Here is a 14,853-nt window from a genome sequence, read left to right as displayed (position 1 = left end):
CTTTTTTGTTTATTATACCACCCGTCATTGCGAGGCACGAAGCAATCCCCAAGATGCAGAGCGACTATGCAAGTCTCCCTGTAAAGTAGGGGATTGCTTCGTGCCTCGCAATGACGCTTTATAAAACTAACCTCCGCTTAACCTCACCTCAATCTCTCCACTTTCATTCCCAATAACCTCACCTTTTAACTTCATCCCCCTAAACCCATGCAAAACAAACTTCAACTGTACAAACCGTGATTTAAACGATCCCTCCACTGCAGATAAACTTATTGTTTTCTTCGACGGATCAAAACGGATAACACGTTTATAATAAACACCCTGCTCATAATCATATGATACACCATCATCCTCATAATAAACAAAGCTGTTAGCCTCGCTACCGTTCCAAATTTGGATCTGCAATATGCCATCGCCTTTTTCATTGGTACTTTGCACAACGCTTTGCATTGGGATAATACTCCCGGCTTTTACAAATACCGGCAGATCTGTTAATGGCGCCTGGACGTTGACAATCTGTTCCCCCTCATAAAGCTCATTACTGCTTAAGCGGTACCAGGCACCTTTTGGCAGGTAAACATCCTCGTTAAGTTTAGTACTCTCAACCGGGACAACCAGCATGGCATCACCAAACATAAATTCATTTTGGAAGCGCTCATCAAAAACGTTTTCATCAAAGCTGTGCTCAATGGCAAGTGTACGGCTTACCGGTAAGCCGGTTTGCATTGATTGATAAAAGCTGCTGTACAGGTAGGGCAGGAGCTTATAGCGCTGTTCAATATCTTTTTTGATGACCTGTTCGTTATCCTTGCCCCATTCCCAGGGCTCGCGCATTTTGCTGCCCTGTATAGCATGATTGCGGAACATCGGAGTATATGTACCCAGCGAGTTCCAGCGTACCATCAGCCCGGGCGTTGGGTTGCCGCTGAAGCCGCCAATATCAACGCCTACAAATGCCATACCTGTAATCCCCAGGCTATTTACCAGTCGCTGACCTAACAGCATATGGGCATCGGTACCGGTATTATCACCAGTCCACACGGCCGAATAGCGTTGCGTGCCGGAATAGGCGGCGCGGGTAAGTACGAAGGGACGTTTGTTGCCGAGGATCTTCCTCGTGCCTTCATAAGTGGCACGGGCCATTTGCATGCCGTAGGCATTACGCACCTCGGGCATAAATTTGTCGCCAAATTTTACTATCCACGGAATATTTTGCCCCCAGGCGGCAGGCTCATTCATATCATTCCAGAAACCTTCAACACCGGGCTGGGTAAGAGCGGTGAAGGCTGCGCCCCACCATTCACGTACATCCTCTCTGAAAAAATCGGGAAAATGGCAGCGGCCCGGCCATACATAGCCGGTATAATTTTCGCCGTTGGGGTATTTGGCAAAATAATCCCGCTCAATACCCTCATCATATTCTTTGTACCCTTTTTCAACCTTTATACCCGGATCAACAATAGTAACCAGCCTGAAGTCCATAGTTTTTAGCTCATCTATCATTTGTTTAGGTTTTGGGAAGGTTTTTTGGTTCCAGGTGAAGATCTTGAAATCGTCCATATAGTCGATATCGCAATACATTACATCGGCGGGGATTTGTTTTTTGCGGAAGGTTTGGGCAATGTTCAATACCTCACCGGCACTCATATAGCTCCAGCGGCATTGCTGATAGCCAAGGCTCCAGAGCGGTGGTATTTCCATACGACCGGTGAGCCAGGTATAATCTTCGATGATTTTATCAACGCCCTGGGCACCGAAGAAGTAATAATTCAAATCACCACCGTCGGCACCAAACCAGCTTGTTGCTTCATCTGTTGATGCACCAAAGTCGAAATAACTTTTATGGGTATTGTCAAGGAACAAGCCGTAGGTCATTCCGTTGTGCAATCCAACAAAAAACGGGAAGGTTTTATAAAGCGGATCTGATTCGGGTGTGTGGTTAGGAGCATCGGTATTCCAGTTTACATAGGCCGAACCGCGCCTGTCAAGGTTGCCGGTTTTTTCGCCGAGGCCGATAAACCGTTCACCTTCAAACAACCGGCGGTAGCAGGTTACACGTTCACCCTGCCAGTTAGTGCCAAAGCGTGCATCATCTTCGCTCAGCGAAATTCCACCGGCCGTGAAAAAGCTAAACCTTAACGGTGATTTCTGAATGCTGAGCTTTAAGGCAGAGGTGGTAATATCAATATTGTCCGATGATTCATCAAAGTTAAAACCGGCCAGCGGCTGCCTGATCACCGCGAAGGAAGGATCATCAGGGTTAAAGTTTTTGCTGATGTTTACCCTGATAATAGTCGGGCTGTAGATATAAACCCTCGCTTCGGCTTCGGCAGTTTTGATTATTAAAACGCCATCCTGTTGTTTAAAGCCTTGTACGTTGCCTGCTATTTCTAAATTCATGCCTGTTACATACCCGGGTAGATAGAGTACTTAAAGGCAACGCCTTTTGGTTGGCTTAGTTTTGTTAAATTTGGATTTGGTATTGATTGAAGCTTAATGCTGCAAAATGCTAAATCCACCCCGTCATTGCGAGGTACGAAGCAATCCCAAACTATACAGAGCGTACCTGCAAATCGGGGATTGCTTCGTACCTCGCAATGACGAGTGGAAGATACGCCGTAACACAACATTGAAAACGTTGCATGGATTTTTCCATTTCCTCCTCAAAAACGACCAACGTGCCTTCCTGACCGATCAACGCCCGGTAATTTTCGACAAACTTGTAAAATGCTGATAATTAATGTGTTTTACGCGTTTGCCGATTGCTTTTTGCCATTGGTCTATATATATTAAGTGCTGGTATAACACTTTTTAGCAGTTAAAATTAATGTTGTTCATTTGATCATTGAAAATAACAAACACACAACATTAACAATATTTAAAAGCTCAAAATCATGAAAACTTCAATAAAATTATCAGCATTATTCTTCTTATTAAGCGCCGGCGTTTTTGCTGCAACTACTGCCAATGCCAAAGATGTAACCCCTAAAGCTAAAGAGGTTGTTACCTTTAAAGCCCTTGACCACGACCGCGGCGTTAAATTAACTATCGCAAAATCAGGGAACGGCCATTCATTTGTACGCGTTTACAGCAAACAAAATGAGCTTTTGCTAAAAGATGTTTTATCAACCAAAACAGATGTTGAAAGAGGCTATGTTTTAACCGACCTTGAAGATGGCGATTACATTATGGAAGTTAAAACCGATAACCAGGTGGTTAAGAAAACCCTGCACGTTTACGAAGAAAACGATCAAAAAACATTCTTTATTTACCAGGACTAATTTTTAATTAAGCATATATAAAAAAAAGCTCCCGTTCGGTTTCCGACGGGAGCTTTGCTTTTTAATATCGTTAGACACTTAGTCCCAAAGTTTTTCAGGGTAAACTCCGCCGGTTACAAGGTCGGAGATACATTTCTGCACTATCGGCTTATCTTCTTTGTAAGTAACGCCAAACCATTTTGAACCGGTTGGGATCACTTTAAATGAAGCTGTACTATTTTTGATCAGTTTATCGGCAACCAAAGGGATAAAGAATTCGGATTTTGGGTTGTTTTCGTTAGCATCAACAAATTCCCTGAACATATCTTCGCTTTGCTCAAAAATAGCAGGAGTAAAACCCCAGAAATTCATTGATACGCGGGTCTCGTTATCCAGCGGATGCTCGCCGGTTGCATCCTTATACGCAACACTGCCATCTTCTTTAAAATAAACTTCGGTACGTTCGTTAATTTCAACCATGTTACCGGCATCATCAACCTTACAAACGCCGCGCGATACTGAGCCATAATCAGATAATGTACGGTCAATCTGGTATCCTATTATGGAGTACTGATCATCTTTAACATCGGTGGTTAAAAATTTAGCCATTTTCTCAAACGAATCGTAACCGTAAAAGTCATCTGCATTGATAACGCAAAAAGGTTCGTTGATCTGGTTGCGGGCTGCTAATACGGCATGGGCTGTTCCCCATGGCTTGGCGCGTTCAATTTCTTTATCAATACCAAATGGTTTAAGATCGAAGCTTTGGTATACGTAGTCTGTTTCAATACGGCCGGCCAGTTTAGGCTCAAAAATTGCCTTAAAGTTTTCGGCAAACTCTTCGCGTATAATAAAACTTACCTTGCCAAAACCTGCTTTTATAGCATCATATATTGAATAATCAATAATGGTTTCGCCGTTGGGGCCAAAGCCGTCAACTTGTTTCATGCTGCCATAGCGGCTGGCCATTCCTGCGGCCAGTATCAGTAAGGTTGGTTTCATAGATAGTATCGGGGTATTTTATTAAAAGCTATTTTGTATAATTAATGTTTATAAGGAATAAATTTTTACTCCAATTGTTTTACGGTTTGTATAAACTTTTTGTTATTTAATGTACCTGAAGTCCTGGCCTGCCTGTATATTTAAAAGCGACTCATATATCAGGCGGATCACGTTATCAACATCCTCTTTATGGATCATCTCGACAGTAGTATGCATGTAACGTAAAGGTAATGAGATTAATGCCGATGGCACGCCGTCATTGGAGTAGGCAAAAGCATCGGTATCGGTACCTGTTGAACGTGATGAAGCCTGGCGCTGGAACGGGATCCCCGCTTTTTGGGCACTTTCAATCAGCAGCTTATTCAGGTTGTTTTGCACCGCAGGGGCATATGATACTACCGGACCTTTACCGCAGGCCAGATCGCCCTGGGTAATTTTGTTGATCATTGGCGTTTGCGTGTCATGTGTAACATCGGTAACAATGGCTACATTGGGCTTAATTTTGTGGGCTATCATTTCGGCGCCGCGTAAGCCGATCTCTTCCTGTACGGCATTAACTATATATAAACCAAAAGGAAGTTTTACATTGTTTTCTTTAAGCAAACGGGCCACCTCGGCAATCATGAAGCCACCGGCACGGTTATCAAGTGCGCGGCCAACATAATAGCGGTCGTTAAGCACCATAAATTCATCCTCATAGGTAATCACACAACCTACGTGGATGCCCAATTTTTCAACTTCTTCTTTTGAAGTGCAGCCGCAATCTAAAAAGATATTTTTAAGGGTAGGGGCTTCCTCTTTATCACCGGCGAGGCGGGTGTGGATGGCCGGCCAGCCAAAAACGGCCTTAACCACGCCATTATCGGTATGGATGTTTACTCGTTTTGACGGCGCTATCTGGTGATCTGAACCGCCGTTGCGGATAACATATATTAAACCATCGTTGGTGATGTAGTTCACAAACCATGAAATTTCATCGGCATGGGCTTCAATAACTACCTTGTAATCGGCTTTGGGGTTGATAATGCCAACCGCAGTGCCATAGTTATCAACGTAATGGGTATCAATATATGGCTTCAAATATTCGAGCCAAAGCTCCTGGCCTTTCCATTCAAAACCGGTAGGCGAAGGGTTGTTGATATATTTTTCAAAAAACGCAATTGAAGTTTCGTTTACAACAGGATTATGCTGTGGGGCGTCAGATTTCTTTTTAGCCATATTGAATTAATGTTTCAATCTAATGTAGTAATACAGCAAATATAATAAAGCTCATGACATTGCGCTAAAATTAAGGCGGATATAAGCGGCAGATTAATTATGTAAATCAATATTAAACGTTTTTGAAAATATTTAGTCACAATGAAGGTGCTTGTTTGTTTTGATACAAAAATGACCGGGTATTTCATCATGCTTTCATGCTTATGTTATACCTTTCCGCGATATTTAATTTTTAATAAGGTGAAACTATTCAGGCTTACTTGTATCTTATTTGCAGCATGTTTTTTAGCAGCATGCAGCGTACCTCAATATGTAAACGTTCCGGTTGATTATGCACCGAAGCAAAGCTTTAACCGGGCAAAAACAACTATAGTAGTCATTAACCACTACATGCCCGATTCAACCCGTAACCGGGGCAAGCGCGTGCTGACTACATTTAAAGCCGCTGCCTATACCGCTATAAACAATGCTGCCATTCAGCTGCATGCGCTGCCCGGTGTAAAAGTGGTGCAACTGGTAGACTCGGTTAACTTTACCGCCAATACCGATTCGGTTAAGTTTTTGGCTAAAAAATATAAAGCATCCTATGTGCTGGCGTTTGAGGATTTTAAAGGTGAAAGCAAATTGAAACAGGATTACTATAACGGCATGCCATCGGTTTACCGGGTATCAGTAGTGAATACCAGTTTTACCCTTTATGAGGCAAACGGTATCTACTTTAGAAAGTTAAATGGTGAGGCCGAAATAAATGACAATAACCCCTACGGTAATGCATCCAGCTTACTTGCCCACGGCGGCCCTTTATTTGATGCTATCCGGAACTCGGCATTGGATGCGCTTAAGGATTACCTGCCATATACCGAATATCATGACAGGCCGCTTTATGCCAATGGCGATCAGCTGAGCAGTTCGGTCGAACTCATCAAAGCCGGTAAATTTGATAAAGCCTTCCAGGTTTTAAACCCGCTTATTGACGGGCCGGACCTGAAGCTTGCCAGCCGTGCAGCTTATAACCTTGCCGTGGTTTATGAAGCCCAGGGCGATATTGAAGCAGCACTTGATGTAGCCAAAATATCAAACCAAAAACAGCCGAATGATTTTGCTAAAGCCATTATAGTTGATTTGATGAAAGAATAAAAACCTTAAACTGCCTAAACCTTGAAACCTTTCACACTTATTTGCATTTTGATTATCGCCTGCTTAACATCCTGCCATGTGGAGCAATATGTAAGCGTACCGGTTGATTACGCGCCGAAGTTTACTTTTGGACGTGATAGTACCACTATTGTACTGGTGAACCGGGTAAATTTTGATTCGCTGAAGATAAATAACAAACGAAAGTTAGGCGTGCTGAAGGGCGGAGCTTACAGCGCTATGGCCGCGGCAGCAAAACAGCTGAGGTTTTTACCGGGTATAAATACAATCAACCTTGCCGATTCGGGTAATTTTGTTGTGAGCACCGATTCAATAAAACAGCTTGCAGCAAACAACAAAGCCCGGTATGTTTTAACGCTGGATAAATTCGCTGCCGATATTAGCGAGGAACTTGTTGATAATAATTCGGTTTATTCTACAGTAGTGAACACCAACTTTACTTTGTACGAAAGCAATGGTATCTATTTTAAAAAGCTGAACGGTAAAGCCAGCGATTTTCACTCGGAAGAACCATACCAGGGCTTTATCGTGTCATTGTTATTTCATCCAACAGTTAAAGGAAATGGCGATGCTATCAGTAATTCGGCCCGTAACGCTGCGCTTGATGCGTTGAAGGATTATCTGCCGTATTCTATAACAAATAACCGCCCGCTTTATACCGATGATGATAATTTGCAGTCAGCAGTATTACAGATCCAGGCCGGGAAATTTGATAAAGCATTTCAAATCCTGAACCCGATTATTGATGGCCCTGATAAAAAGCTTGCCAGCCATGCAGCTTATAACCTGGCAGTTGTTTATGAGGCGCAGGGGGATATAGAAGCCGCACTTGATGTGGCCAAAGTATCTGATCAAAAGCAACCCAATAACTACGCTAAAACAATTATTGCTGAGCTGGAGAAGGAGTAAGTTCTTTTTCGAGGATTTCGTAATCGAACCCGTTTTTTGAAAAGAAATTACCGGTATGGCTAAAACCTGCTTTAAGGTAAAAATCGATAGCCGATAATCTTGCATTACACCATAAGCGGGTACCGCCATTGGTTAGTACAAAATCAGTAATATGCTGCAATACCGAGCGGCCTATCCCCATGTTCTGCATGGTTTCATCAACAGCAAATTTGCGAAACTGCCAGTCATCAGCTTTATTAAACAGCGAGACAACTGCAACTATATAGCCATTCTTAAAAGCGGCAAAATGATATCCATGATTATCTTCTTCCATCTCCATTTCGTAAAGCTTGCTTTCGGGGTATAATACACGCTGCCTTAGCCGCCAGGTAAGCTCCGGCCGGATTTGTTCGATGGATATTTCTGACATTTCGGATTTGAGATTTTCGATTTCGGATTTAATAAATTGAAAGTTCAAAGGTAAATAAATCTGATCTTATACAGCGGTACAAGTAATCCCTGCAAGGGCAGCCGCACAATACTTGCGCCAGAGTGATTTTTCTTTTTTATGCGGATTTCCAATGTGTAACAAGATTCCATTTTTAACATCTAAACCTTAACAGATCAGGCTTTTTATCTGCAATTAAGGTTGTTTATAATTGCAAAAAAATGGTAATTGGATTGTAAGAATAGCTTTTGCTTGCTTAAGCTGATGGTTTAACAACAGATTTTTATATATTTGTATTGATGAAAATCAGGAATAATAAAATATGGGTAGTGGCGCTGTTCATGACCGTCTTTGCAATAAAGATGGGCATTTCGCTTGCTCCTGTTTTTTTATATCTTGATAATAAAACGGTAAGTGCGGTGATCCTTCAGCTGGAGCAGGAAAGCAAAACTGAAAAGGACAGCCCCGAAAAAGAACTCATGAAGGAGAAAAAAACCTTCGATGAGTATGACATCCACACTATCAGCTTCATCACATTCATTACCGAAAGCAAGGTTCTCCATAACCAGGAAAATGCTTTATACAAACAGGTGTATCACCCTGTAGTCCCCACACCGCCGCCCAACGTTTAAAATGAATTTAACCGGATACTTCCCTATCCGGATGGCAATGCTTTATAATTCATTTTAAAATTTTACTCAATCTTTCATTCTTATGCAAATCAAGCAAGGTGAGTCTGCTATGGGCAATCTCAACCTGAAAAAATATTTTTTGTCCAAAAACTTAAAAAGGGACATTCCATCAAGTGTAGTTGTATTCCTGGTGGCTTTGCCGCTGTGTTTAGGTATAGCGCTGGCATCGGGTGCACCGCTTTTTGCGGGCGTATTAACCGGTATTATTGGCGGTATAGTAGTGGGTACGCTTAGCGGCTCGCAACTGAGTGTGGCCGGCCCTGCTGCCGGTTTAACAGTAATTGTACTTAATGCCATTACTACACTTGGCGCTTACGAAACCTTTTTATTAGCCCTGGTACTGGCCGGTGTTTTCCAGATCATACTGGGTATTGTTAAAGCCGGTACCATTGCCAATTACTTCCCGTCATCGGTTATTGAGGGGATGCTGGCTGCAATCGGGATCATTTTGATCATGAAGCAGTTTCCGCACGCAGTTGGCTATGATGCCGATTTTGAAGGCGATGAAGGCTTTAGCCAGGTTGATGAACATAATACTTTTTCGGGTATAACCCGGGCCTTTGCCCGCATCAACTATGGTGCAGTGATCATAGCTCTGGTATCCCTGGCATTCATGATCTACTGGCCTAAGTTTAAAAAGCTGGCTGTAGTACCTGCCCCGTTATTGGTGGTAGTGGCTGGGATAGTTTTAAGTCTCGCGTTTTCCGGGACAGGCTTTGCCTTGCTTGATAAGCAGTTTGTACGCATTCCGCTGGTGAACAGCAGTGCCGAATTTTTCGCGCTGTTTAAATCGCCCGATTTTAGCCAGATAGGTAATAAGCAGGTTTGGATAACGGCTTTCACCATTGCGGTGGTTGCCAGTTTGGAAACGCTGCTGAGCCTTGAAGCTGTAGATAAAATAGATCCTATCAAACGCATATCGCCCACCAACCGCGAACTGCTTGCCCAGGGAGCTGGCAACATAGTTAGCGGTATGCTTGGCGGCTTACCAATGACAGCGGTTATTGTGCGTTCATCGGCCAACGTAAATGCCGGTGCGCGTACCAAAATGAGCGCTATCATACATGGTATATTTTTATTGGTTGCATTATTGGCTATACCGTCTTTAATTAACCATATCCCGCTGTCGTGTCTGGCAGCGATCCTGCTCATGACTGGGTATAAACTGGCTCGGATAAGTCTTTTCAAGCACATGTGGCACCAGGGCTTGAGCCAGTTTATCCCTTTCGTGGTTACCATTGTAGCCGTTGTTATGACCGACCTGCTTATTGGTGTGGGCATAGGTATGCTGGTAGGGATCTTTTATATTCTGCGTACCAACCTGCGTAACCCCTACTTCTATCACATTGAAAAAAATGGCAGCAAAAAAGTTATCAAGCTTAAGCTGGCCGAGGAAGTGTCTTTCCTGAACAAGGCTGCCATACAGGTAACGCTTACCAGCCTACCGCAAGGCGCCGAAGTGGTGATCGACGGATCGAACTCGAGGTATATCGATCCGGATGTACTGGAGATCATCCACAATTACAAGCACAATGCCTATACAAAAGGCATTATTGTGCAGCTGAACGACGTAAAGGAGAAGTACGATGTACCCCCTTTAAAAGAAATGGTTTATAACCCTAACTAAAAATCGAAAAACAATGTCAACACAAGAAAAAACAAACGGCAAAGCCGTAATAGATACCAGCAATATAAAATTAGCACAGTCAAGCAGCTATGGCGCTTTAATTAAAGGCAACGCCCAATGGGTGGAGCGTAAGCTGGCCGAAGATGGTGAATTTTTCAAAAATCTTGCCAAGGGCCAAAGCCCTGAAGTGCTGTGGATAGGCTGTTCAGACAGCCGTGTACCAGCCAACGAGGTGACCGGCACCAAACCCGGCGAAGTGTTTGTACACCGCAATATTGCCAATGTATGTGTACACTCAGATATGAACATGCTGAGCGTACTTGACTATGCTGTAAACGTACTTAAGGTAAAACACGTTATTGTTGCCGGCCATTACGGCTGCGGCGGTGTAGCCGCTGCTTTAAGCAACAAGCAGTTTGGTTTAATTGATAACTGGCTGCGCCATATTAAAGACGTTTACCGTTTGCACAGCCATGAGCTTGACCGCATTACCGATGAAACAACAAAAGTTAACCGCCTGGTTGAGCTGAATGTTACCGAGCAGGTATATAACCTTTGTAAAACCACCATCATCCAAAATGCCTGGATGGAGCGCCATGATTTAGAGGTGCATGGTTGGGTTATTGACCTGGCCAGCGGCCTGATCAAAGATTTGAAGGTTAGCAGCAGCAGTCCGCATAATTTAGGTTATGTGTATGAACTTGATGGTGTGGAAGCTTTAGCGGCACATTAATAAAAATGTTTCGGTCAGCGCTTCCTTTGCTGTAAGGGGCGAAGGGAGGTTTGATTGTTAAGTTGATCCCGGTTCATGAAAATGACCGGGATTTTTTTGTGTCAGCCAGCCCCTCCCAAACCCTCCCCGGAAGGGAGGGCTTAAAGAATAAAAATTGTCATTTCGATAGAGCGGGGGAGGGAAGGTGCGCCGGGGCGAAAGAGAAATCCTGTACGCCCTGCCTGGTCGCTTTGCATTCGTTAAAGCAGGGCGTACAAGATCTCTCCTCACCCCTGGGCTTTTCCCCCGCGCACCGTTCGTCGAGATGACAATTTTTTGCTTATTCCTTATCTGTTTAAAATATTATCCGTTGCATCAAACAAGCATGCATCCAAGTGGTTAAGTTTTCTGTAGATTTAACTAAGCGCTACGTGCTATAAATATCTATGCTTAAAGCTGTAAAAGAACAACGTACCCTTAAAGAAAACCTGATGCTGGCTTCTTCAACGGCATTTGTGGCAGGTGTTACCAATGTGGCGGGGATGCTGGCTTTTTTGGCATTTACCTCCAATATTACCGGGCATGTGGCTAACCTGGCCAAGCATATTGTTGAGCAAAACTACCACCAGATGATCATCTTTTTGGTTTGGCTGATGATGTTCTTCGCCGGGGCATTTGTATCCAGTTTTATAGTGCGCTCGTTCGAGGATAAAAGCAGGTGGCGTGCAAACTCCATCCCAATGATAATTGAAGGCATTGTTTTGCTGGGCGTTGCCATTTACGGGCATAACTTTTACCAGGAAACACAGCTGGAACGCGAAATAGTGATCAGCGCTATCTTATTTTCGATGGGCTTGCAAAACAGCCTGGTATCGAATATATCTGGCGGGTTGATCAAATCCAGCCATTTAACCGGTTTATTTACCGATCTGGGCAGCGAAGTGGCCGAATGGTTTCATCCCCGTACAAAAAATACCGAAGCGGCAGGCAATAAAATATTGATCAGGTTTACCGTACTTGGGTTTTATTTATTTGGCGGACTGGCAGGCGGCTACTTCTTTAATATTTATGAGTTTGCCATATTTTACTTTATCCCCGTTATTTTGCTTACCATCATGTATTATGATGTATCGCCGCTTGCTTTGCATAAACTTAGCCGTATGTTTGTATCCGGCAACAAAAGCCAACCTGTATCTTAAACATCAATCTTAAAAATATATGAGTTCTCAAATTCATGATACCAGTCACATTACCTATGAAGGCTTACTGGAAGGAAACAAAAAGTTTATTGAAAGCGCTTTAGCCGAAGATCCGGAATACTTTGATAAACTGGCTAATGGTCAAAAACCACCGGTACTATGGATTGGCTGCGCCGATAGCCGCGTACCTGCCAATCAGATCACCAATACTGCTCCGGGCGAGATCTTTGTACACCGTAATATTGCCAACATGGTTATCCACTCTGACATGAACATGCTGAGCGTGCTTGACTATGCTGTGAACGTATTAAAAGTAAAACACGTGATAGTGACAGGCCACTATGGCTGCGGCGGCGTTAATGCCGCTATGGGTAATAACCAGTTTGGCCTGATTGATAACTGGCTGCGCCACATTAAAGACGTTTATCGTTTACACGCCGATGAGCTTGATGCCATTGCCGATGAAACTGAACGTAGTAACCGCCTGGTTGAATTGAACGTAATAGAAAATGTTAACAATCTTTGTAAAACATCTATTGTACAAAACGCCTGGAAAAACGGCCAGGAGCTTGCCGTACACGGCTGGGTTTACAGCCTCAGTACAGGTCTTATCAACGATATGAAAGTAAGCACATCCAGCAATGAAAATATGGATGCTGTGTTTAAGTTTAAGTAAGAGAGAGTCAGGAAGTCAAGATTCAAGAGACAAGAAGAAAGAATAATAAAAAGAGTATTCACAAAACGTCATTGCGAGGTACGAAGCAATCCCAAACTATACAGATCGGCTCTGTAGACCGGGGATTGCTTCGTACCTCGCAATGACGTTTTTATTTGAGGTCATCTATTCAAAAAAGCTCTTGCTTCCTGAATCTTGACTTCTTGACTCTTTTTTATACTTCCTTCGCCAAAAACGGATACCTGTAATCCTTCGGTGGATCAAAGGTTTCTTTGATGGTGCGTGGGGATACCCAGCGCAATAAGTTGATCATGGAACCGGCTTTATCATTAGTGCCCGATCCCCTGGCGCCGCCAAACGGCTGCTGACCAACTACCGCACCTGTCGGTTTATCATTGATGTAAAAGTTACCGGCTGCGTTACGTAAACGGGTAGTAGCTTTTTCAATAGCATACCTGTCTTGCGAGATAATAGAGCCTGTAAGCGCGTAGATGGATGTTTTATCCACAATGTCGAGGATCTCATCAAATTTATCATCCTCGTAAACGAAAATGGTAAGCACCGGACCGAAAAGCTCCTCGCACATGGTTACATAGTACGGATCTTCAACTTTCAGTACGGTTGGCTCAATAAACCAGCCCTGGGTTTTGTCATAGTTACCACCGGCAACAATTTCAACACCATCGTCGGTTTTGGCGGCATCAATGTATTTAGCCAGTTTATCAAACGATACTTCGGTGATTACGGCGTTTATAAAATTTTCAAAATCTTCAACTGGGCCAATTTTGAACGAAGTGATATCGCGCTGCATGTTTTCTTTTACTGCAGGCCATAACGAAGCCGGGATATAAGCCCTTGAAGCAGCCGAACATTTTTGTCCCTGGTATTCAAACGCTCCGCGCACAAGTGCAGTGCTCACCACATCGGCATTGGCGCTTAGGTGGGCAAGCACAAAGTCTTTACCACCGGTTTCGCCCACAATGCGCGGGTAGGTTTTGTATTTATGAATGTTGGTGCCAATAGTTTGCCAGATGTTCTGGAATACCTTGGTTGAACCTGTAAAGTGGATGCCTGCAAAATCAGGGTGGTTAAAGATCACCTCACCTGCAACAGGGCCATCAACATAAATCAGGTTGATAACGCCATCAGGTACACCGGCTTCTTTAAAGATCTTCATGATCACGTTAGCGGCATAGATCTGCGGGTAAGCAGGTTTCCAAACCACTACGTTGCCCATCATAGCTGCAGAAGCAGGAAGGTTACCGGCAATAGCAGTAAAGTTGAACGGCGTAAGCGCAAAGACGAAGCCTTCCAGCGGACGTTGCTCCACACGGTTCCAAACACCTTTACCCGATACAGGTGGCTGCTGTTTGTAGATCTCGGTCATGTATTCTACGTTGAAACGCAGAAAGTCGATCAGTTCACATGCCGAATCAATTTCGGCCTGGTAAGCGTTTTTCGACTGGCCAAGCATGGTTGCTGCATTGATTTCAGCACGGTATGGGCCGGCTATCAAATCAGCAGCTTTCAGGAATATGGCGGCTCGTTGTTCCCAGGCCAGGTTTTCCCAGGCTGCTTTGGCTGCAAGGGCAGCATCAATAGCGGCGGTAACATGGCTTGCGTCACCTTCGCTGAAAGTAGCCAGCAAATGTTTATGATCATGCGGCGGGCGAATTTCCAGTTTGGTGCCGGTGCGTACTTCCTTGCCGCCAATGTACATAGGTATATCTAATTGTTGGGCACGGCCGGCTTCTAAAGCTGCCTTAAGCGCCACACGCTCCAAACTCCGCGGACCGTAATTTAAAACGGGTTCATTTACCGGGGCCGGAACATTAAAAAATCCTTTAAGCATAGATGGTAATTTATGTAGGCGCAAAGATAAGGATTTTGTGGAGGATGGTGGGGTAGGTGAATGTCAAATTGTGGATGGCTTATGATGCATGATTTGTTTATGTAGAAATCAAAAAGATCAGCAT

At 43.8% G+C, this 14,853-nt stretch carries 13 protein-coding genes; 8 read left to right on the top strand and 5 right to left on the bottom strand.

Features of this window, described 5'->3' with window-relative positions:
• Positions 1-126: 126 nt before the first annotated feature.
• The gene (locus ACFFGT_RS15860; RefSeq protein WP_377023513.1) at positions 127-2,400 is read right to left on the bottom strand and encodes a glycoside hydrolase family 31 protein; all 2,274 of its coding nucleotides are present in this window, start codon (positions 2,398-2,400) and stop codon (positions 127-129) included.
• Positions 2,401-2,894: 494 nt separating this feature from the next.
• On the opposite strand from ACFFGT_RS15860, the gene ACFFGT_RS15855 reads away from it, so the two are divergent.
• A complete protein-coding gene (locus ACFFGT_RS15855) occupies positions 2,895-3,281 on the top strand; it encodes a hypothetical protein (RefSeq protein ID WP_377023512.1) in 387 nt (128 codons plus the stop codon).
• A 78-nt stretch (positions 3,282-3,359) separates the two neighbouring features.
• Here ACFFGT_RS15855 and ACFFGT_RS15850 read toward each other — a convergent pair whose 3' ends face one another.
• Both ACFFGT_RS15850 and ACFFGT_RS15845 read right to left on the bottom strand, forming a co-directional pair.
• Positions 3,360-4,262, bottom strand: a complete 903-nt coding sequence (locus ACFFGT_RS15850; protein WP_377023511.1) for a nucleotidyltransferase family protein — start codon at positions 4,260-4,262, stop codon at positions 3,360-3,362.
• Between the two features lie 102 nt (positions 4,263-4,364).
• A complete protein-coding gene (locus ACFFGT_RS15845; RefSeq protein ID WP_377023510.1) occupies positions 4,365-5,480 on the bottom strand; it encodes a M42 family metallopeptidase in 1,116 nt (371 codons plus the stop codon).
• A 240-nt stretch (positions 5,481-5,720) separates the two neighbouring features.
• Between ACFFGT_RS15845 and ACFFGT_RS15840 the strand changes: the two genes are divergently transcribed.
• Positions 5,721-6,617 (top strand): DUF6340 family protein, encoded by an 897-nt coding sequence (locus tag ACFFGT_RS15840; RefSeq protein WP_377023509.1) that lies wholly within the window; start codon positions 5,721-5,723, stop codon positions 6,615-6,617.
• A 21-nt stretch (positions 6,618-6,638) separates the two neighbouring features.
• Positions 6,639-7,544 carry a DUF6340 family protein gene (locus ACFFGT_RS15835; RefSeq protein WP_377023508.1) on the top strand — a complete coding sequence of 302 codons (906 nt, stop codon included), beginning with the start codon at positions 6,639-6,641 and terminating at the stop codon, positions 7,542-7,544.
• On the opposite strand, the gene ACFFGT_RS15830 is transcribed toward ACFFGT_RS15835, so the two are convergent.
• Positions 7,519-7,953, bottom strand: a complete 435-nt coding sequence (locus ACFFGT_RS15830; protein ID WP_377023507.1) for a GNAT family N-acetyltransferase — start codon at positions 7,951-7,953, stop codon at positions 7,519-7,521. The genes ACFFGT_RS15835 and ACFFGT_RS15830 overlap by 26 nt on opposite strands.
• Before the next feature lie 317 nt (positions 7,954-8,270).
• Between ACFFGT_RS15830 and ACFFGT_RS15825 the strand changes: the two genes are divergently transcribed.
• From ACFFGT_RS15825 to can, 5 genes are all read left to right on the top strand, one after another.
• Positions 8,271-8,603, top strand: a complete 333-nt coding sequence (locus ACFFGT_RS15825; protein ID WP_377023506.1) for a hypothetical protein — start codon at positions 8,271-8,273, stop codon at positions 8,601-8,603.
• An 82-nt stretch (positions 8,604-8,685) separates the two neighbouring features.
• Positions 8,686-10,290 carry a SulP family inorganic anion transporter gene (locus ACFFGT_RS15820; RefSeq protein ID WP_377023505.1) on the top strand — a complete coding sequence of 535 codons (1,605 nt, stop codon included), beginning with the start codon at positions 8,686-8,688 and terminating at the stop codon, positions 10,288-10,290.
• 13 nt (positions 10,291-10,303) lie between these two features.
• Entirely contained in the window at positions 10,304-11,023 is a 720-nt protein-coding gene (locus tag ACFFGT_RS15815) for a carbonic anhydrase (RefSeq protein WP_377023504.1), read from the top strand.
• Between the two features lie 425 nt (positions 11,024-11,448).
• Positions 11,449-12,201 carry a YoaK family protein gene (locus tag ACFFGT_RS15810; RefSeq protein WP_377023503.1) on the top strand — a complete coding sequence of 251 codons (753 nt, stop codon included), beginning with the start codon at positions 11,449-11,451 and terminating at the stop codon, positions 12,199-12,201.
• 19 nt (positions 12,202-12,220) lie between these two features.
• Entirely contained in the window at positions 12,221-12,877 is a 657-nt protein-coding gene (can, locus tag ACFFGT_RS15805) for a carbonate dehydratase (protein ID WP_377023502.1), read from the top strand.
• A gap of 214 nt (positions 12,878-13,091) precedes the next feature.
• Here can and pruA read toward each other — a convergent pair whose 3' ends face one another.
• Complete coding sequence (gene pruA, locus ACFFGT_RS15800) at positions 13,092-14,729, bottom strand: L-glutamate gamma-semialdehyde dehydrogenase (RefSeq protein ID WP_377023501.1); 1,638 nt, start codon at positions 14,727-14,729, stop codon at positions 13,092-13,094.
• Between the last annotated feature and the right edge of the window lie 124 nt (positions 14,730-14,853).

Origin of the sequence: Mucilaginibacter angelicae (assembly GCF_042434235.1) — a bacterium.
In the GTDB taxonomy this organism is placed as follows: Bacteria; Bacteroidota; Bacteroidia; order Sphingobacteriales; family Sphingobacteriaceae; genus Mucilaginibacter; species Mucilaginibacter angelicae.
The sequence above is the reverse complement of the archived record's forward strand: the minus strand, read 5'-3'. Positions and strand labels throughout refer to the sequence as shown.